At 44.8% G+C, this 20,770-nt stretch carries 18 protein-coding genes; 5 read left to right on the top strand and 13 right to left on the bottom strand.

The window, feature by feature from the left end:
- Positions 1-140: 140 nt before the first annotated feature.
- The 8 genes from P364_RS0101040 to P364_RS0101005 all read right to left on the bottom strand — a co-directional run bounded on the left by P364_RS0101040 (position 141) and on the right by P364_RS0101005 (position 8,392).
- Positions 141-1,103, bottom strand: a complete 963-nt coding sequence (locus P364_RS0101040; protein ID WP_024628313.1) for an ABC transporter permease — start codon at positions 1,101-1,103, stop codon at positions 141-143.
- Positions 1,104-2,183 (bottom strand): ABC transporter permease, encoded by a 1,080-nt coding sequence (locus P364_RS0101035; protein WP_024628312.1) that lies wholly within the window; start codon positions 2,181-2,183, stop codon positions 1,104-1,106. It abuts the gene before it with no gap.
- A complete protein-coding gene (locus P364_RS0101030; RefSeq protein ID WP_024628311.1) occupies positions 2,176-3,714 on the bottom strand; it encodes an ABC transporter ATP-binding protein in 1,539 nt (512 codons plus the stop codon). The genes P364_RS0101035 and P364_RS0101030 overlap by 8 nt, the downstream gene beginning before the upstream one ends.
- Before the next feature lie 339 nt (positions 3,715-4,053).
- A complete protein-coding gene (locus P364_RS0101025; protein WP_024628310.1) occupies positions 4,054-5,094 on the bottom strand; it encodes a BMP family lipoprotein in 1,041 nt (346 codons plus the stop codon).
- A gap of 576 nt (positions 5,095-5,670) precedes the next feature.
- On the bottom strand, positions 5,671-6,030 hold the full coding sequence (rplT, locus tag P364_RS0101020) for a 50S ribosomal protein L20 (protein WP_017689664.1): 360 nt from the start codon (positions 6,028-6,030) through the stop codon (positions 5,671-5,673).
- A gap of 88 nt (positions 6,031-6,118) precedes the next feature.
- Complete coding sequence (gene rpmI, locus P364_RS0101015) at positions 6,119-6,322, bottom strand: 50S ribosomal protein L35 (RefSeq protein WP_017689665.1); 204 nt, start codon at positions 6,320-6,322, stop codon at positions 6,119-6,121.
- 24 nt (positions 6,323-6,346) lie between these two features.
- The gene (infC, locus tag P364_RS0101010) at positions 6,347-6,841 is read right to left on the bottom strand and encodes a translation initiation factor IF-3 (RefSeq protein WP_024628309.1); all 495 of its coding nucleotides are present in this window, start codon (positions 6,839-6,841) and stop codon (positions 6,347-6,349) included.
- Positions 6,842-7,153: 312 nt separating this feature from the next.
- Positions 7,154-8,392, bottom strand: a complete 1,239-nt coding sequence (locus P364_RS0101005; protein WP_024628308.1) for a glycosyltransferase family 2 protein — start codon at positions 8,390-8,392, stop codon at positions 7,154-7,156.
- Positions 8,393-9,104: 712 nt separating this feature from the next.
- On the opposite strand from P364_RS0101005, the gene P364_RS0101000 reads away from it, so the two are divergent.
- Positions 9,105-9,632: a phosphatase PAP2 family protein gene (locus tag P364_RS0101000; protein WP_024628307.1), complete on the top strand. Its 528-nt coding sequence runs from the start codon at positions 9,105-9,107 to the stop codon at positions 9,630-9,632.
- Between the two features lie 50 nt (positions 9,633-9,682).
- Positions 9,683-10,831: a UDP-N-acetylglucosamine--LPS N-acetylglucosamine transferase gene (locus P364_RS0100995; RefSeq protein WP_024628306.1), complete on the top strand. Its 1,149-nt coding sequence runs from the start codon at positions 9,683-9,685 to the stop codon at positions 10,829-10,831.
- Between the two features lie 83 nt (positions 10,832-10,914).
- Here P364_RS0100995 and P364_RS0100990 read toward each other — a convergent pair whose 3' ends face one another.
- From P364_RS0100990 to P364_RS0100980, 3 genes are all read right to left on the bottom strand, one after another.
- On the bottom strand, positions 10,915-12,468 hold the full coding sequence (locus tag P364_RS0100990) for an ABC transporter substrate-binding protein (protein WP_024628305.1): 1,554 nt from the start codon (positions 12,466-12,468) through the stop codon (positions 10,915-10,917).
- 102 nt (positions 12,469-12,570) lie between these two features.
- Complete coding sequence (locus tag P364_RS0100985) at positions 12,571-13,470, bottom strand: carbohydrate ABC transporter permease (protein ID WP_024628304.1); 900 nt, start codon at positions 13,468-13,470, stop codon at positions 12,571-12,573.
- A 30-nt stretch (positions 13,471-13,500) separates the two neighbouring features.
- On the bottom strand, positions 13,501-14,406 hold the full coding sequence (locus P364_RS0100980) for an ABC transporter permease (protein ID WP_024628303.1): 906 nt from the start codon (positions 14,404-14,406) through the stop codon (positions 13,501-13,503).
- Between the two features lie 401 nt (positions 14,407-14,807).
- On the opposite strand from P364_RS0100980, the gene P364_RS0100975 reads away from it, so the two are divergent.
- On the top strand, positions 14,808-17,054 hold the full coding sequence (locus tag P364_RS0100975) for an AraC family transcriptional regulator (protein ID WP_024628302.1): 2,247 nt from the start codon (positions 14,808-14,810) through the stop codon (positions 17,052-17,054).
- A gap of 168 nt (positions 17,055-17,222) precedes the next feature.
- Positions 17,223-18,373 (top strand): IS3 family transposase gene (locus tag P364_RS0100965; protein ID WP_152532655.1). Its coding sequence is split into 2 segments (ribosomal slippage): positions 17,223-17,484 and positions 17,484-18,373, totalling 1,152 coding nucleotides; the frame shifts between segments, so codons are not numbered across the junction.
- Positions 18,374-18,454: 81 nt separating this feature from the next.
- On the opposite strand, the gene trmB is transcribed toward P364_RS0100965, so the two are convergent.
- Entirely contained in the window at positions 18,455-19,204 is a 750-nt protein-coding gene (gene trmB, locus P364_RS0100960) for a tRNA (guanosine(46)-N7)-methyltransferase TrmB (protein WP_024628299.1), read from the bottom strand.
- 152 nt (positions 19,205-19,356) lie between these two features.
- Positions 19,357-19,545 carry a hypothetical protein gene (locus tag P364_RS0100955; protein ID WP_024628298.1) on the bottom strand — a complete coding sequence of 63 codons (189 nt, stop codon included), beginning with the start codon at positions 19,543-19,545 and terminating at the stop codon, positions 19,357-19,359.
- Between the two features lie 271 nt (positions 19,546-19,816).
- Here P364_RS0100955 and P364_RS0100950 point away from each other — a divergent pair, with 271 nt between their 5' ends.
- Positions 19,817-20,770: a TIGR01212 family radical SAM protein gene (locus tag P364_RS0100950; RefSeq protein ID WP_024628297.1), complete on the top strand. Its 954-nt coding sequence runs from the start codon at positions 19,817-19,819 to the stop codon at positions 20,768-20,770.

Below are 20,770 nucleotides of genomic sequence, written 5' to 3'. Positions count from 1 at the left end.
TAAATGAAAATATGGGTGTCTTCCCCGTCACCGTCAAGCATCTTGGCAGTTCGCTTTTTTTCTTATAAAACACAAAAAAGGTTCGCACGAGGCGAACCTTTTGAAGTAAAGAATGAGGTGGGAAAACATCATTTCTGTCGTTATCTTTTCCCCGGATCATACGGTTCCCCGAGTGCAGACGGAGCAGACGAGCGCCCGACAGCCGCAACGAGCACGATGATGGTGAGCAGGTATGGCAGCATATAAATAATTTCCTGGGGAATACTTTGAGACCATTCGAACAGCTGTACGTAGTTCCGAATCGCTTGCGAGAAACCAAAGAACACAGCAGCCCCAAAGGCACCGATCGGATTCCACTTACCAAAGATCATTGCTGCAATCGCAATGTAACCTTGACCGGAAACCGTATTATGAGAGAATGTGCCTGTCGTAGTCAGCGTAATTGCAGCTCCACCGATAGCAGCCAGCGCACCACTGATCATCACCGCAACATAACGGTAACGACGCACTTTAACACCCACGGTATCCGCAGCACTTGGGTGTTCACCAACCGAGCGAAGCCGAAGGCCGAATGGGGTTTTAAACATAATGTAATAAGTCAGAAAAACGAACAGAATAGCCAGATATGTTGTCGGGTAGACATTCTTGAAGAAAGCTTCCCCAAGCAAAGGAATATCTTTTAACAGTGGCACATCAAACTTGCTGAAACCTTGTACCAGTGGCGAATCGCCTGATCCTTCAAACAGCAGTTTCACCAAATAAAGTGTGCTTCCTGCTGCCAGGAAGTTGATTACGATACCGCTTATAATTTGGTCCGCCTTAAATGTAATTGAGGCAACCGCATGGATCAACGAAACCACTACGCCCAGCACAACCGCGAACAAAATCCCCATCCAGGCAGATGTCGTTCCTCCCATACCGGCTTCTTGAGCATAGTGCGCAGCAATTCCCGCCGCAAAGGCACCAAATACCATGAAACCTTCAAGTCCAAGGTTGGTCACACCTGATTTTTCCGAAAAGATTCCGCCCAGTGATGCAAAAATCAATGCCGTGGCAAAGACAAGCGTCGTATTGATAATTTGCCCAATTGTCAACAAGTCCATCTACAACACCTTCTCTTTCTTGCGCTTGGAATAGAACGGTTTAAGTACCCAGCGCACGATGCCTTGTGCCGCAATGAAGAAGATAATCGAACCGATAACAATCCGAATAATCTCGGGCGGTACATCCGCAGCAAAGCTCATTCCCGCAGATCCATAAGTGAGCGTACCGAACAACAACGCGCCCAGCAACACACCAAACGGATGATTCAAACCAATCAGTGCAACCGCGATGCCGTCAAAACCTGTTCCTGGTGAGCCCGACATAACGGTCTGGTATTGGAACACTCCAAGTACCTGGAATGCACCGCCAAGACCTGCAAGCATACCACTGATAAACATGGCTTTTACAATATTGCGATTGACATGCATACCCGCATACTCTGCAGCATTCGGGTTATATCCTACGGCACGAATCTCGTACCCTTGTTTGGTTTTCCACATGTAAATATAAAAGAGCACAGCCATGACAAGAGCAATCAATGTCCCCATGTGAACACGAGAGTTGCCCATCAGTTCGGAAAGCCATGTCAGACTAATCGATGCAGTATCGCTGATATCGACCGAACGATTTTCCCCTTTTAACAGCAGGAATTGGCGCACGATCAGATTGGCCAGATACAGACCAATCCAGTTCAGCATGATACTACTGATAACTTCGTTAACCCCACGCGCTGCTTTCAGGTAACCGGCAATTGCTGCCCACAGACCACCAAATACCGCACCGGCAATCAAGGCCAGTGGAGCATGAATGTAGATTGGCAGACCTGCAAACTTTACGCCTACAAAAGTCGCGGCAGTCATACCGACGAGAAATTGTCCTTCTCCCCCGATATTAAACAGCCCTGCACGTGACGCAAATGCAAATGCAAGTCCTGTCATAATCAGCGGTGTCATTTCCCGGACCGCTTCACCAAAGTTGTACATGTCTCCGAAAACCTTCGTAAACAGTGCACTGTAGGCTTCAATCGGGTTGTATCCGCCGATCAGCATGACAATACCACCCAGGATCAGACCCATAATGATGGCTACAATAGGTAATATAAATGAATCACGGGTAAACCATTTCAATACGTTACTCATGCACAGTACCTCTCTTTTGGGTGCTGCCCGCCATCATCAAGCCGAGCTCCCTGTCATTGGTTTCTTCCGGCAGCACCTCGCCCACGATCTGTCCTTCATAGATGACAGCAATTCGGTCGGATACGTTGATAATTTCATCCAGCTCGAATGAGATCAGCAATACCGCTTTGCCCTGATCACGTTGTGCAATCAATTGTTTTTGAACAAACTCAATAGCACCTACGTCCAGACCACGAGTTGGCTGGGCAGCAATAAGCAGTTCAGGGTTCTTATCAACCTCACGTGCGATAATGGCTTTCTGTTGGTTCCCTCCCGATAAGGAGCGGGCTTTTGTTTCAATGCTTGGTGTACGCACATCAAATGCCTCGACAAGACGCTTCGCTTGCTTCTTGATCGCATCGAAGTTAAGGAATCCTTTACGGGTATAAGGAGATTTATAATACGATTCCAGGACGATATTTTCACTCACAGAAAAATCAAGGACAAGTCCATGTTTGTGCCGGTCTTCCGGAATATGGGCTACACCCGACTCCGAAATATGGCGCGGAGAATGATTAGACAGTTCTTTACCCTCAAGGCGAATCGAACCGCTATCTACTTTACGCAGTCCGGTAAGAGCCTCAATAAGTTCGCTCTGTCCATTACCATCAACACCTGCGATTCCTACAATCTCTCCTGCACGTACATTCAGGTTGAGTTCGTTCAGAACCGAGATACCCTCTTTATTTTTGGCAGTCAATTTGCTGACTTCCAGTACATTGTTTCCTGGTGTAGCTGGCTTCTTATCCACTTTAAAAGTAACATTGCGACCAACCATTTTTTCTGCCAGCTCATTCGGATTCGTTTCTGATGTTGTAACGGAGTCAATCACTTTACCACGACGAATGATTGTCACCGTATCGGAGATTTCCATGATTTCTTTCAGTTTGTGTGTGATCAGAATAATGGATTTGCCTTCGGCCACCAACTTTTTCATGATCACCATCAGTTCTTTAATCTCCTGAGGTGTTAATACAGCAGTAGGCTCGTCAAAGATCAGAATGTCTGCACCACGATACAACGTTTTTACAATCTCAACACGTTGCTGCATTCCGACGGAAATGTCATGAATTTTGGCATGCGGGTTCACTTTGAGTCCATACTGTTCAGACAGACGCTGCACTTCAGCAGCAGCTTTTTTATAATTAATGTTGAGACCCTTCCTTGGTTCAGATCCCAAAATAATGTTCTCTGTTACCGTGAACGGCTGTACAAGCTTAAAGTGCTGATGCACCATGCCGATGCCAAGATCGATTGCTTTGTTAGGGCTGTCGATGATGACAGGCTTGCCATTCACTTCAATGGAACCTTCATCCGGCTGATAGAGACCAAAGACAATATTCATCAACGTTGATTTACCAGCGCCGTTTTCGCCCAGTAGAGCATGGATCTCGCCTTTACGAAGCTGAAGGCTGATGGCGTCGTTGGCAACAATGCCTGGGAAACGCTTCGTGATTTGTTTCAACTCAACGACGGGGGTTGCTGCACCCATGTAATCACCCTTATACCTGATATAGTGTGGTTCCGCAAACGTAAGAAAAACGTCTATCGACGTTTATTCAAGGAAGATGACCGCTTCTTAGCGGTACTTTTTCTTAGGATTATCGAATCCTTCAGTTTCACTGAAACTTATGCATTCCATAATCTTAAGAAAAGCTCCTACCGGAGCGTTGATACGAAGTCTTCTTGCTTTCGCTATGGGATTTCCCCAAAGCTCGTCTTGCATGCTTGTACAATTGTTATGGTGACTTGAGCAAATTTTCCTACTCTGACAATCATAAGGCCGGTCAAGACCGGCCTCGATGATTATTTTTTTACAGGCTAAATCCAATTATTTTGTAGGAACTTTGATTTCGCCGTTGATGATTTTTTCTTTGTACTCGTCCACTTTGGCAAGTACATCAGCAGAAACATTTTTCGTGGAAGTATCAGCGATACCTACACCGTTTTCTTTCAAAGTCAGATTCTCAGCTCCACCTTTGAATGTTCCATCAATAACTTCTGCGTTTACGCGCTTAACAGCTTCGTCAACTTTTTTGATCATAGAAGTCAGTGTTACATCATCACCAAACTCCAGGGATTGGTCTTTATCTACACCGATAACCCAAACATCTTGACCTTGTTTCTTACGAGCGATTGCTTCGTTGAACACACCATTACCCGTAGCACCGGAAGCGTGGAAAATGATATCTACGCCTTGGTTGTACATTGTAGCAGCTGCTGCTTTACCCAGGTCAGGCTTATCAAAAGCACCTGTGTAGTTAGAAATGAACTCAGCTTTAGGGTTAACAGCTTTAACCCCTTCTCTGAAACCTACTTCAAACTTTTTGATCAGCGGGCTGTCCATACCACCAACGAAACCTACTTTGTTGGATTTAGTTGTCAGACCAGCTACAACACCTACCAGGTAAGAACCTTCTTCTTCAGCAAATGTCACCGATTTAACGTTAGGAGCATCAACAACACTGTCAATGATCGCGAGTTTGGAATCAGGATTTTGTTCAGCTACAGTCTTGATTGCATCAGCCAATTGGAAACCGATACCCCAAGTCAGATCATATCCACCTTTAACGAACTCGTTCAGGTTTGGAATGTACTCTTCATCGGATTTACTTTGCAGGTATTTAACAGCTACACCTGTTTCAGTTTCAGTTGCTTGCAGAGCTTCCCAAGCGGATTGGTTAAACGATTTGTCGTTAACTCCACCTACGTCAGTAACCATACCGATTTTCAAATCGGATTTAGCTTCAGTGTTTTCGCCACCTGTAGTTCCGCCGGCATTTGTTTCCTCTTTCGGTTTGCTACCGCAACCTGCGAGCATAACCGATACTGCCAGCAACATGACCAAAGACAAGCTGAGCATCTTTTTCATTTCTCTTGTTCCCCCTTAATGATATATACCTAATTCCTGTCCAGGCCAAAATGGAACGGCTCAACAGATCGATAATATGGCTTTTATGCAGAATGTATGGTTTCTTCGACATTAAAAGCGCATTCTTACCCCTAAACGATTGTGTCACCTGTCGAAAAACCGAACATTATGACTCGAAGAGAAAATTTTAGGACTAGCCTACAGAGGTGATTATACATTCAACCCGTGGTAAAATCCAGATGTTTCATCACCAAATCTCACTTATTTTTGCTCTTTTTTTATTGAAAGCGCTTAATATTTTAACGGTTTAACACACTAACGTTACAACGATGTGATATTATATAACAAAAACTTATCACGCCTCCCAGTAAAAAGTGGATTCGCCCTGTTTTTGTTTGCATTATTTCACCGTTCGTATTTTATGTATTATCACGGCCTGTTATTCGCAAGTTATATGCTTTCAGTGTGTCCTTACAGACTGCAGCATATTCGTTTCGCACAACGGCCCTTTTAGCAAGATCATTCTTTAAGCCGTAAAAAAAGCCGCCATAGGTACGGCGGCTTGAATAAGCAATTTTAAGCGTTGATTTTGCCTTTAGCTACAGTAGCCAAAGAGTTGAACGCATTGATGTCGTTAACGGCCAGATCAGCCAACATTTTGCGGTTCATGTCTACACCAGCAAGTTTCAATCCATGGATCAGTTTGTTGTAAGACAAACCATTCATACGTGCTGCAGCATTGATACGAACGATCCACAGTCTGCGGAAGTTACGTTTGGTGTTGCGACGGTCACGGTATGCGTAAACCAGGGATTTCATTACTTGCTCGTTAGCTGTTTTAAAAATACGGTGTTTGGAACCGAAGTAACCTCTTGCCAGTTTCAAAACCTTTTTATGACGACGACGTACTACAAAACCGCCTTTTACTCTTGCCATATTAAAGAACCTCCCAATAAATATTAAATGTATCCGTGGTATGTGTACGGCCTAGGCCGATCCCCCATACGGAATGTACTATTTCAAGTTAGCCTTTCAAGTTAGCCAAACCTTGTTTCAAACGTCTTACGTCCCCGGCAGCCATAACTGGGTTACCGTTCAGAACGCGCTTAGCACGTTTTGATTTGTGGGAAAGCAAGTGGTTTTTGTGAGCTTTGTAACGCAGGACTTTACCGGAACCGGTAATTTTGAAGCGTCCTTTCAAACTGCTGTGTGTTTTCATTTTAGGCATTTTGTGTTTCCTCCTTCAATGTTATCAGGCTTTAGGAGCCAGAATCATGATCATACTGCGGCCTTCCAATTTTGGTTGACGTTCGATGGTGCAGAGTTCTGCAACTTCCACTTTAACGCGCTCCAAAATCCGTTGACCAATAGCGGCATGCGCAATTTCACGTCCGCGGTAACGAACGGAACATTTTACCTTGTCGCCTTCTTTCAAGAACTTAACTACATTACGAAGCTTCGTTTGATAATCATGCTCCTCAATATTGGAACGGAACCATACTTCTTTAATATCAACAATTTTCTGGTTCTTACGGGCTTCTTTGTCTTTCTTTTGTTGCTCATAGCGGAATTTGCCATAGTCCATGATGCGGCATACCGGCGGTTTAGCCTGTGGTGCCACATTGACCAGGTCCAAGTTCAGGTCAATCGCCATTTGCAGTGCTTCCCGAATCGGCGTGATCCCAATTTGTTCTCCTTCAGCTCCGACAAGGCGTACTTCCTTCGCCCGAATCTCATCATTAATCATGTGATCTTTACTAATAACCGTCCACCTCCAGGTCATTTTGAATATCCAGTTACACAAAAAAATAAAAGGGATGCCGGTTAAGCTACCGACATCCCTGTAATCAACACAATTCTTCATGAGTAAACACTTCATAAATTATTGGGATCGTTGACCAGCCAACATGTTTGTTGATCAGGTGAGAAGTCGGACTTCTACTTGTGATTCCATAGCTATTCATTTAACGCACTTGAATACTATAACATCCTGCAGAACGATTGTCAACATATCTACAATGTTTTTTACAGAGAGGCTTTCGTCCAAGTTAATAATCCATTACCCCTGCTTGCTCTGCACCTCATCCAAACGTACAACACGTGTATGTTGAGTATGGCTCCATTGTTTGTTGTTCTGCGTAAAGAACGCGTAGAACGTAATTGGATACCAAGAAAGAAGGTAAATCGGGAACAAGATCAGGTACAGATACACTTTGGCAAAAGTAACCTTTTCCAGCGCCATGGATAACAGGAATGTCAGGATGTTCAGACCAATCGCTACGAATCCTACCCAAAGCGGGAAGTACCCGTATATGTTTGCGATATGCGGACCACTGAATATCGCTGTATCCACCCACAATACAGCTGTCATCAGGAACGTAAGCAAAACAACGTACACGTTTGCGCCATACACAGCAAGGTCAAATTTCACCAAGCTTCTTTCCTTGATACTTTGCCACAGCAGCGGGAAGAAATATCTACGCGCGACGGTAAAGTGACCTTGCATCCAGCGAAGGCGTTGTCGTGCGGAAGCCTTAAATGTTAACGGCTTCTCATCAAATACTTTGGCATCGTAGTTAAAGACAGGATACACATTACGTTGAACACTGCGCATTGTAAACTCCAGATCCTCAACCAGGCTTGTAGCGCCCCAGCCAATTTCCTTGAGCAGGTTCGTCTCGAAGCACATCCCCGTACCTCCGAGGAAATTCGCCATATTCAAATTATGACGGGACAGCTGCCACAGACGGTTGATGTACCAGTACGATACACCATATGCTGCAGTGATCCAGGAATCCTCCGGATTTTTCGTATCAATGTATCCCTGAATAACACGCGAACCATTGCACAAGTCGTCGTTCATCTCAAGCAAGAAGTTACGGTCAACCAGGTTATCCGCGTCAAACATGACGACTGCATCATATTGACGTGGCAATTTCCACAGGTATTTAAGCATCCATTCGATGGCATACCCTTTACCTCTGAGATCAGCATTGGTACGTACACAAGCATTCAGTCCATGCTGTCTTACAATTTGAGCCGTTCCATCGGTACAGTTGTCGCAAATGACAAACACATCATACAGATCTTCCGGGTAATCCAGTTGTTTCAAGTTCTCCATCAACGCACCAATAACTTGTTCCTCATTGTGCGCTGCGACGAGTACAGCGAATGACTTTGTCGCCGGATAGTGTTTCTTTTTCTTTTTCTTAATTAGACCGAACAGCGAAAACGTGAATTGGTACACGGCTAGCAGTGCCAGAATGACCTGCATCGTGACGAATATAGCGTCCAACATCGTTCTCTGTTACCCCCTTTTTTTCAAAACCAGATTACTTTACATCATTTCTCTTCCTGGATTCTGCACTTTTATTTTTTTGTGACGCGCAGAATATGACCCTGTTCTTTTGTTTACTACGCAAATATTTCAGACAATGTTTCAAGCATGGTTGATTGCCAGTTGGCTGCTTTATCGATTTTGTATTCTTTTCAGCCATTTGTCAAAACCGCAATTCCACTTCCTGAAGCAGAAATGTGAACTTTAAACGCTGAATAGGCACTTTGTGATACTCCAACCTCGCATTCATGCCTGTTATATCTTATTTTCAGCCGTTTACTTGATTTTTATTTCTAAAGTCCCTGCTTTTTTCATCAGGCTGATCCATATCGACAGAGGCTCTATATCAAATAACGTAAACAGACCTCAAAAAGTTCAGTCTTAAACTCACAATTTTTTAACCGCATTTCAGCCATGTTGAATCATTGTATCTTTTTTAGATCGTCCAAGTCAAAAAGTTAAGTTGGGTTCTTAACCACTCTTTAACATGAATTTTACCTTCTTCACATGTGTTCTTCTTGAAAAGGACAACATTTAAAAATATGATAAACATATACCTGAAATAACCTCAAGTTCACGAAAAACGGTTATATACTAATCAGGACGAAACCGGACACAGCAATTTACCGGAAATACTGCCGCCAACACGGGGCCTGACTGGCAGGAGGCCAATATGAGCCGTTTATTCGTAAAGTTTCAAGAGTATGATCGAAATGTATTTATGTGGATTAATGGTCGACTTCATAATCGATTTATGAATTTTTGGCTGTATTATTTCACCCATCTGGGAGGAGCAACTTCTTCTATCGCAGTATCCTTACTGATCTGGCTTCTGGCTCCAGCTCCTTGGAGCACAACAGGACTTCAGGCATGCATCGCTCTGGCGGTTAGTCACATTCCCGTAGCCATCGCCAAAAAGCTGTATCCACGCATTCGGCCTTATCTGGCCTTGCCGGATACGATTACGTTCCGCAATCCCCTGACGGACCATTCGTTCCCTTCAGGGCATACTACCGCCATATTCTCGGTGACGGTCCCTTTTATGACAATGGAGCCGTTCCTGTTGCTGATGTTACTCCCTGTTGCATTAATTGTCGGATTTTCTCGAATTTACCTGGGATTGCACTATCCCTCAGATGTGCTTGCAGGTGCTACGATCGGTACTTTAGTCGCACTTGCAACAGTTGCTTTATGGACATAACGTGAATATGTTAGACTAAGGAAAACCTAGCAGGAACAGGTGAAGCAAGCGTGGAGAAAAAAAGAGTATTACTATTATCTGAAGGCTTTGGCGCAGGTCATACTCAAGCCGCTTATGCACTGTCCAGCAGTTTGCGAAAACTTTCGCCGAATCTGCAGACCAAAGTGCTTGAGTTGGGAAGTTTTCTGAACCCTAGAGTTGCGCCACTCATTATTACAGCGTACAAAAAGACGGTCATTAATCAGCCCAAGCTCATCGGGTATGTATACAGGCATCAATATAAAAAATCCTTAAACCGGCTGACTACACTCGCGCTGCATAAATTGTTTTATACCCATACACGCAGTATTGTGCGTCAGCTTCGTCCGAATGTTATCGTATGCACACACCCTATTCCCAGTGCCGTCATTTCCAGACTGAAACGTCTAGGGGTACAGGTTCCACTCTGTACAGTCATCACCGATTATGACGCGCATGGGACATGGATTAGTCCAGAAGTAGACCTGTATCTTGTTTCTACAGATGAGGTAAAGTCCAAATTAATGCTGCGGGGTGTATCTTTAGACAAAATTCGGGTTACCGGCATCCCAATCCACCCCAATTTCTGGGAACATCCCGGACGGGATGAAATCCGTGGCAAATTTAATTTGAAAAACATGCCTACGGTGCTTGTAATGGGCGGGGGCTGGGGAATGCTCAGCGATGAAGTAGTCAACCAATTATTGACACGCTGGCATGCGGATGTTCAGATTATTTTCTGCCTTGGGCGCAATGACAAAAGCCGAATCAGCATGGAGCAAAATCCGTTGTATCAAAAAGAGAATATCCATATCATCGGGTACACCAATGAGGTGGACAAATTAATGGAAGTATCCGATCTCCTGATCACCAAACCGGGAGGAATGACATGCAGCGAGGGGTTGGCAAAGGGAATCCCGATGTTGTTCCATAATCCCATACCAGGCCAGGAAGAAGAAAATGTCCAGTATTTCACCGCACGAGGTTTGGGGGAGCCCATAACTTCCCTTGATGTTGTTGTAAAATGGATGAATAAACTGGTCCATAACTACTCTGACATTGTTCGCAAACGCAAACGCCACATGGCACAGATTGCTAAGTATCACCCCATGCAGAGCGCACAAAGTATTATCGACCTTCTGGACCTGCGTCCCTACTCGGCAGACCAAGCCGGACTGTAACGGCTTCAAACAAGCCTGCATGTACACAGTAAAGGTGCCTTCGAATCGAAGGCACCTTTTTTTTAATATGAAGAAAGTACAAACTATTGAATACCAGCTGATTTCAAGTAATCCTGCCACTGTTTGGTGTACTCACTCTGGATCTTCTCAAGGCCTGCCTGTTTGGCTTTTTCCATAAATGTATTCAGCCCTGCTTCTACATCGTCCACCAATCCTACATTCAGCGGATACAGATACTGCTTCTCTACCTGCTCCAGTGCGGCCTTCTCGGCCTGGTATGGCGTCCAATCCTCAGCAAATCCGGTGTAAATATCCGGCTTTTTCATTTTGTCCAGCTCTTTGAAAATAGCCAGCACATCATCAAAGCTCTTATCATAGAGCATGAATTCCGGATTACGCCAAGCCCAGCCATTCATGCCTTCACGCGGAAATCCATTGCTCTGGGCATCGCCCACCATTTTATAATAGCCGTCCTGCACTTCAAAGTTTTTACCTTCCACGCCATATTCGGTCAGCCAGTTGTAACGTTTGTCGATAACCAGTTTCTCATAGAATGCGAGTGCTTTCTCCGGGTTTTTGCTGCTGCGTGGAATTGCAAAACCATTGTGAATCGGGTGAACGGGTTGTGCAAATCCTTTCGCATTCGGGTAAGGGAAATAACCGAGCTTCCAATCCGGGTGAGTGGACTGGACCTTAATCACATCCGCATTAAATTTGTTCGGGTTCTCTCCCGACAGAACAACAGCCGATTTGCCATTTTGCAGCAAGGAGTTGGACGTATCCTTTACATTCAGCACGTTTTTCGGGAAAAAGCCTTTGTCCATCCAGCGTTTGTACGTTTTCAGATCTTCCAGATGCTGTGCAGATCCCCAATAGGAAGTGATATCGGATGGTGCATCGTACATGATGTCCAGACCATAAGGGAGCTGACCTGCTGTATTCACCAGCTTGGATGTCAATTGACGAATACCATGGGTATGATTTGCATTGCTATCCGCGATTGGAATCATATTTGGTTCATTGGCTTTGATTCCCTCCAGATAGGCTTCGAGGGTCTCCAGAGATTCCGGTTTGGGCAAATTGTACTTCTCACGCAAATCCTCACGGTACGCAATACCCTCCGTTACATACTCAGTCCATGTAGAGGGCACAGTATAGATCTTGTCATTGACTGTTACCGCTTTCCACATATCCTCAGGTACATAAGCCTTAAGCGTTGGTGCTGCCTTAGGCAATAGTTCATCCAGTGGCAGGAATGCTCCTTTTTTTGCATAGGACTGATAAAACGTCCAATCCGCTGTAAAGATCAGGTCAATTGGTTGACCGGAAGACAGCAGCAGTTTATATTTTTGATCCCAGTCTGTCCAGGACGTATAATTAAATTTTACATTAACGTTCAGATCAGCCTCAGCCAGCTTGTTAATTTCCGACTCAATCACAGGCAGATCCTTGGGTGCGTCACCAAGCATATAAAATTGCAGCGTCACCTTCTCCCCTTTGTTTTCAGAAGAGCCTCCCTGCTCACTTCCTTGCGTCGATCCCCCCGAACCGTTATTACATGCGGCAAGCACCCCGGCGAACAGCATCAGGGCAAGTACCATCGACAGGTGCCGAATTGTTTTGTTACGCATACGCATCCTCCCTTTTTGTGGTCAACCTTATATGTTAGCGCAGACTCGCCGTGGTTCAGACAGGCAGACAACTATTTCAGCGATCTGCCCTCACAGCGCGTGCACGTTCTAACCTTTTACCGCACCAATGGTAAGCCCTTTAACAAAGTAGCGCTGCACAAATGGATACAGGAACAAGATGGGGCCAGTAACCACAATAGCCATGGCCATTTTCGTCGATTCGGTAGGTACATCCTGGCTGAGTGTTATTCCGGTACCAATGGCCATCTGGTCAATGAAGGTAATCGTGTTCATCGTGTTATACAAGTAGAATTGCAGCTGGTACATGTCTGGGTTGTTAATGAACAAGGATGATGTGAACCAGTCATTCCAGTATCCCAGTGCCAGAAATAACCCCACAGTGGCAATGCCGGGCATCGCCAGTTTCAGCACTACGCTAAAATAAATGCGAAAGTCGTTCGCTCCATCGATTTTGGCTGACTCAATCAGCTCATCCGGAACGGCTGAACGAATGAAGTTTTTCATCAGGATAATGAGAAATGGTGTCATCAGTCCCGGAAAAATCAACACCGTATATGTATCCGTAAGATTGAAATAATTTGCCAGCATGATGTACCAAGGTACCAATCCCCCACCAAATAGGGTTGTGAAGTAGATGAAAAACGAGAAGGCGTTCCGGTACTTGAAATCTTTGCGTTGCAGTACAAATCCCGCCATCGTAATGAGAAACAGTCCAAGGGCCGTTCCCACAACAGTTGTAAAGACCGTCACGCCATAGGCTTTGAGCACCTGAGTCGGAAATTTGAACACCATCTTGTAACCTTCCAGGGAAAAATCGGTGGGAAAGAGGTGATAACCATCTCTCACAATGGATTCGTTGCTGCTGAAGGAGCCGGATAAAATCAAAAGAAATGGCACGATACAGATTAAGGAAAGAATAAGGATCACGCTGTAAGCGATGACTTGAAACAACAAGGTGAATTCGGAATCTCTGGCACGTGTATGCATGGTGGTTCTCCCTTCTGCCCTGCGGGCGTCCTAGAACAAGGCGTAGTCCTCATTGACTTTGCGGATGATATAGTTCACGGTCATGATCAGGATAAAACCAAACAGCGATTGATACAGACCCGCCGCGGTAGCCATTCCGATATCAAACGTTACTTTCAGGGAACGGTACACATACGTATCGATGATGTCTGTAGCGTTATATAAGACCCCGTTATTTCCAATGAGTTGGTAAAAGAGATCAAACTGCCCCTTCATAATACTCCCAAGCGAGAATAACAACAGAATGACAAAGGTCGGTTTTAGCATCGGTACGGTGATGTACCAAATGCGCTGAAAGATGTTAGCTCCGTCAATGCGAGCCGCCTCGTAATACTCATCGCTGATGCCTGTAATGGCTGCAAGGTAGATGACCATGCTGTACCCGAGATTTTTCCATAGATAAAAAATGATAATCAGAAACACCCAGATCCAGGGTGTGTTGTAAATATCAATTGGACCTGCTTCAAAACGTTTGAGTACGGTGTTCACAAAACCGGATTCATAGTTGAACATGTTGTAAGCGATTACACTTAATAGTACAAACGAGATGAAATACGGTAAAAACATGACCGACTGCGATATTTTTTTAAACACTTTCCCCCGAATTTCACTGAGCAAAATCGCACAGAAGATCGCTAGCCCGTTTCCCAATATAATGAAGGCCAGATTGTACCCCACGGTGTTGGTTGTTAGCTTCAGCAGCATTCCTGATTGCCACAGAAACTTGAAGTTCTCCAGGCCCACAAATGGACTGCCGAACAAACCACCTTCAAAATCATAACGGGTAAACGCATAATAGATGCCGACCATCGGAAAATACGAGTTAATCAGAAAAAAGATCAGTGTAGGCAGCAGCATCAGGAACATGATTTTGTTTTTGTTCAATTCTTTGAGCATGGCTCGATCCCTCCCGAATTTCTTACGGCGCGGCGCGCAGTGGAGCTCTGTTTTTATTGTAGATGCCCTAAGCGCTACCGGATACTGAATCATTCGGCCGGATTATGAACGATTCTGCGAAATGGAATATGAACAATATGAACGAACACTGAAATGAATGTCTGAGCGTTCACAAAAGTTGATATCGTGCATAGGTTGAACCTAGTGAACAATACAGCGAAAGTTGAACTTTAGCTAAGGAAATCGGGCATAGCATGCCGTCTGTCGTTGATGTAAACGCATACATAATATATAATTCTAGATACATCCGTGATTCATTACGCCCACATATGAAATTTTATCCTTCGCTATGAAGTCTAACTTTGTTCATCCAAAACTGGAGGTCCACGGGAGGAAAGGTCATGCGTAAACGTTCAGAGGACAGCCAGAAGGTGTTTGCACGGATTCTCATCGGCATTATTGTTAGCACCGTTGCCACCTTGCTTGTGGCTTCTACCATTTTGTACGTCAACTATAATCGTATTGCCCTTCGTCAGGTCTACCGCACAGATATGAATGGTCTCACTCAGACCAGTCGCGAAGTCTCCAAGATGACCGAGACCGCCAAATCACTGTCTTATCAGATTTATCAGGATTACACCATCTCTGCTCTGCTGCTCTATTCGAACCCGAGTATCTATGAAATTACGCCAGCGATGGAACAACTCGACAACTATCGCATGTCCCTCCCTTTTATCGAATCCATCTATGTATATAACTCCAAAAATGATGAGTTCTTTATCAGTTCCAATGAAGTTCGAAATGGACAACAGTCCATCTCGGAAATTGACGATAAAGGGATTACAAGCATCCTCGACCGGTTCCATGATTACAAGCCTTTTGTCCCCATTCCGCGTACATACCAAGTGGGCTCGACCGAGGAAACTCAGGTCAGCAGCTATACATACCTCTGTTATGACACGATCAATGACAATGCCACACTGAATTATGCGGTTGTTGTAAATATCAAGGACGACTGGCTCAGTCCCAATATGAACTCAGTCGATCAGCCAGGGAAAACGTTTATTATCAATGAACAGGGACAGTTATTGTCCGATTTCAGTGATCGGGCGTTGATGAAAGACCTGTCCAATGAAACATTTATACAGCCAATCCTGCAAAATACGGAGCAGTCCGCCTACTTTACCGCTGAGGTTGATGGGGAGAAGTCTCTCATTACCTACACCGCCCCTGATAACCTTGGATGGCGCTATGTACGAATCACGCCCTATGACCTGATTACCACAGATATTCGTCATATGCGAACACACACCGTTCTCTTTTGTCTTGGGCTATTAATTGCGGGAGTGCTGCTGTCCTACCTCGTTTCATGGAAGCTATATCATCCCATTGATAAAGTGCTTGTCCGTATGCGTGTGATGGAAGCGGAGCGTCGCGGCAGTCTGCATCTTTTGCGACAGGATTTTTTGCGCGGGGCTTTGCAAGGACGGGAAACGGTAACAGGAGGCATGCTGGAGGAACGAATGAAGTTCTACGGCTCTGCTGTTGATGTTCATCGTCTAACCAGACTGGTACTGCTGCGGATTGATCATTTTACCGACTTCAGTGATACCTACCGTGATGAAGTCCAACTTGTAAAATACGCGATGATGAACATTTGCACCGAAACGGCTGACCTCAACTATCACACCGAAGCGGTGGATATGGGAGGAGATCTGATCACCCTTATCTTTAATGACAAAATTCAGAATGAAGCTGATAATGACCAAGGCTCCATTGAGGAGCTGCTGCGCATGATGCAGGCTGCCGTGATGACACATCTGAGATGCTCCATTTCTTTTACCATCGGACCAGCGGAAGATTCACTGGAAAATAGTATTGCTTCTTACACCCGATCGGCAGAGGCTTCGCTTCACCGTTTGTTCATGGGTCCTGGATGCCTGATCTATACGTCGGACATTATGGCGTATCATGCCAAAGAGTATGCTTTCCCTGTTGGAAAAGAAAGACAGCTGATTGATTGCCTGATGACAGGCAAAACAGGAGAAGCCAAGCAGGTCTATGCCGACATCGTGAGTGAAACGGCAACCTATCCGTTTACCGTATTTCAACTGGCTCTGTCTCATCTGACCATGACTCTGAATCATGTACGAAACACACTCAAAAAGAACAACCAGCTCACACTTGAATCCATATCCGACCGTTCGATGCTGCCGATTCATGATGCAGAGGATCTCAGCGAAGTTCACGCACACTTCTATCGCATGTTCGACGAGCTTGGATCCAAAGTAGAGGAAAAGCGAACGCTCAAACATGAAGAACTCATTCGCAAAATCAACTGCATTATTGAACGAGATTACGCAGATACCAATCTTTGTCTGACCTCAATTGCGGATGAACTAACCATGTCACCCATATATGTCAGCAGACTCTATAAACAACTGACGTTAAAAGGACTCACCGATGTCATTAACGAGACCCGCATAGCCAAAGCGCAATATCTGCTCATTGAGACGGAAAACTCTGTGGCTGATATCGCCGAGCAAACCGGATTCACCAACAGTTCTTATTTCTATCGGATGTTTAAGAAATTCAACGGGGTTACTCCCAACGATTATCGCCGCAAGGATCTTCATTCGGAGCTTTAGTCGCAGTAAACCTAAGAACCACAAGCTTTTCATGAGGCTAGTTCGTTCAAAATAGCAAAAAAGCGTGATATGAGAGTCTGGTTGGTATTATCCCCTCATGGTAGACAGTGAAAAAAGAGGACATGTTACAATGAACTCAAACACTGGATACCGGAGGGGATTTTTGTTATGTCAGCAAAGAAAGGCCAAACCTTTAATCGATATAGCGAAGAAACGAAGAAAGAGGCCGTTCGTCTGCGAGTGGAAGAAGGTTGGGCGTACAGTAAGATTATGGAGAAGTTTGGGATTAAGAGCGAGAGCCAGATTATTACATGGGTTCGTAAAAACCAAAACGGAGAGAGTTTTGAGGATTACCGGGGACGTTGGACGAAGAAGCATTTTAGTAGTGCAGAAGAAGAAAATGCTTATTTGAAAGCGCAGGTAGAATATCTAAAAAAGCTCAATCCGAATTTGCAAGGAGAGGGAAGCTGGATTTCGAAGCCCGGTGCCAGTCCGTTCGAGAAATAAGCAAGTCGGTACCCGTGGTTTGGCTGTGTAAAATGGCTGAAATTTCACGTGCAGGTTACTACAAATGGAAGAAAAACGCTGCCTTCAGAGAGAAACGAGCAGATCGGGACGCGGATCTAAAAGCACATATTTTAGGCATTCACCGGCTTCGTCCTTATTTTGGCTATAAACGTATGCGAACCGCGTTAGGAAAGGAAGGCCTCGTGGTGAATCATAAAAAGGTACGCCGCTTAATGAGAGAACTTCAGATTCGTTCCGTGATTCGCAAGAAACGTCCATTTGCTGGCCGGAAACCGTCAGTTCTGTTCCGTAATGTCTTAAATCGAGAATTCTCGGCGGCAGCTCCTCTGCAGAAGCTCGTGACGGATATTACGTATGTCCGGATTGGACATGATTTTGCTTATCTCTCAGTCGTGATGGATCTGTACAACAACGAAATTATAGCCTGGGAACTCTCCGAGCGAAATGACTTAAAACTCGTTACGGACACGGTGAAGAAACTGAAGTGTGGACCTTCCTTGCTCCATTCAGACCAAGGGTTTCAGTATACAACACAGAGTTATGCCAAGTTGCTTGAAGAGAAGAAGCTCACAGGAAGCCATTCTCGGCGTGGGAACTGCTATGACAATGCTTGTATTGAATCGTTCTTCTCCCACTTAAAGACGGAGAAGTTGTACCTGGAAAAACCTCAAAATCTGGAGCAAGCAAGGAGCCAAATTACGGAGTATATTTCGTTTTACAACAAGGAACGTTTCCAAAACAAACTTGGCGACCTCTCCCCGATTGAATTCCGGGAAAAAGTCGCCGCTTAATAAAATTTCTCTTTTTTTATTGTCTACTTGACGGGGCTATGACCAGGTAGCCAGATCCATATCACGCTTTTTTATAATATATTACTCTTGATCTTCGCCAGACTCGTCCGTAGCTTCCCGAACTTTATACTTGTCCAAACGGATTTGTTGATACTCGCGCAATGCCTCTTCACCAACGATGACTTCAACCCGGTGAATGTTCATGCCTTTGCCCATGAATTTCTGCTCATACTCTGTCATGACATGCTCTTCATTCAATCCATCGCGGTGCAGATTCAGGGACAAATTGGTCATTTGCAAACCAAAATCGGCAATCGCATTGAGAGAGAAATCAAACAATGTCTCCGAATCTGTTTTGAAATGGATTTGTCCTTTTGTGTTAAGCAGCTCTGTGTATTTCTTGAGGAAGCGCGGATGTGTCAAACGGCGACGTGCATGCTTGGCTTTTGGCCATGGATCGCTGAAGTTCAGATAAATCCGTTCCAATTCCGCCTCTTCGAATACTTCCTCGATCTGTTCGATATTGGCCAGGGCGAGCTTCAGGTTGGGAGGTGTCTCCACTTCCGCCTGACTCCATGCTTTCCGAGCCTTCTCGCTGGCACGACGCACCAGTTCGTCATACATATCAATACCGATAAAATTATATTCCGGATATTTATAACTCATTTGGCTGATAAATTGACCTTTACCCATACCAAATTCCACAAAAATCGGATGGTCATTACCAAACAGTTCAGACCATTTTCCTTTGTACTGTTTGGGATCAAGAACAACGAGATCGACCTGTTGCTCCAGATTTTCACGAATCCCTTTTCTGCCACGTAAACGCATCTTATTCCTCCGTTTATCCATACTTGTCTCAGAATCATTTTGCCGAAGAACCGGCGAATTGTAAAGAGCAATGAAAAAGGAATCTTCGGATCTGCCACTTTGGGGCAAATCTCAAAGATTCCCTCTTCGATTTATTTGGAATTGGGGTCCAACTACTTTAATAGTTCATAGTCTACCTTATCTTGGTGTGAAAAATCAAATGTCTTTTCGAAAGCATCACGAACTTTTTGTCTTGCAGCCGCTTTCACTTTCGGATTGCCATTGAAACGAACACCTGTCAAAGCCAGAGCTTCTTCTGCCGTCAGTTCTACAGAAACATTATTTTTGACTTGGGAATTCATTCATATCACCTCACGGTATAGTATGGTCCATGACGTCAACATTGATTCAAATGCTATGATGAATAGTACCCATTAGATGGTGTCTGACGTTGGTTTAAATATAACATAATGTGTAAACTATAGCAAGGATAAAACCACGTTTCTACGGCCTATTTTTGCGACTAGATTCCCCTTTTTTTGAGTTTTTTGATACAATGGTAAAAGTTCAAAAAGAGTCGAATTAGGTATATAATAAGCAAGCCATTAGGTAAGCCAAAGGAGTACCCTGAAGATGAATGCACCTTCACTACAACCTCCTCTTCTATGGGGAGATAAACGATTCCATACGTGGAATTACGAAATGAGAGACGAGTTTAACAACAAGGTTTTCAAAGTGATGCTGGATGCCGGTTTCACCTGCCCGAACCGAGATGGTTCCATCGCCAAAGGTGGTTGTACATTTTGCAGCGCTCGTGGATCGGGTGATTTCGCCGGTAGCAGACGAGATGATTTGGTCACCCAATTTAATACCATTCGGGATAAACAGCATCTGAAATGGCCTACAGCCCACTACATTGGCTATTTTCAAGCCTATACCAACACCTACGCTCCTGTTGAGGAACTGCGTGAATACTTTGAAGAAATTTTGAAACAGCCCGGCGTAGTCGGTCTATCCATTGCCACTCGCCCTGACTGTTTACCGGATGACGTCGTTGATTACTTGGCTGAATTGAATGAACGCACTTACCTATGGGTTGAGATGGGGCTGCAAACGATTCACGAGTCCACGTCAACCCTAATTAATCGTGCTCATGATACTCAATGTTATGAGGAAGCCGTTGCGAAGCTGCGCAAACGGAATATTCGGGTGTGTACACATATCATTTATGGACTGCCGCAGGAAACCCATGAAATGATGCTGGATACCGGACGGGCTGTTGCCAATATGGATGTGCAGGGGATTAAGATTCATCTGCTTCATCTGATGCGCAAAACGCCAATGGTGAAGCAGTATGAAGCTGGGCTTCTTCGTTTCCTGGAGCAGGACGAGTATATTAAACTGATCGTCGATACGCTGGAGATGCTGCCACCCGAAATGATTGTACACCGCCTTACAGGGGATGCGCCGCGTGATTTGCTGATAGGACCGATGTGGTCCATGAACAAATGGGAAGTATTGAATTCCATTGATCGTGAGCTGCGTGAGCGGGATTCATGGCAAGGAAAATACTGGAGGGGGGCGTAA

Source organism: Paenibacillus sp. MAEPY2 (assembly GCF_000499205.1).
In the GTDB taxonomy this organism is placed as follows: domain Bacteria; phylum Bacillota; class Bacilli; order Paenibacillales; family Paenibacillaceae; genus Paenibacillus; species Paenibacillus vandeheii.
This window is presented reverse-complemented; position numbering and strand designations above follow the sequence as displayed.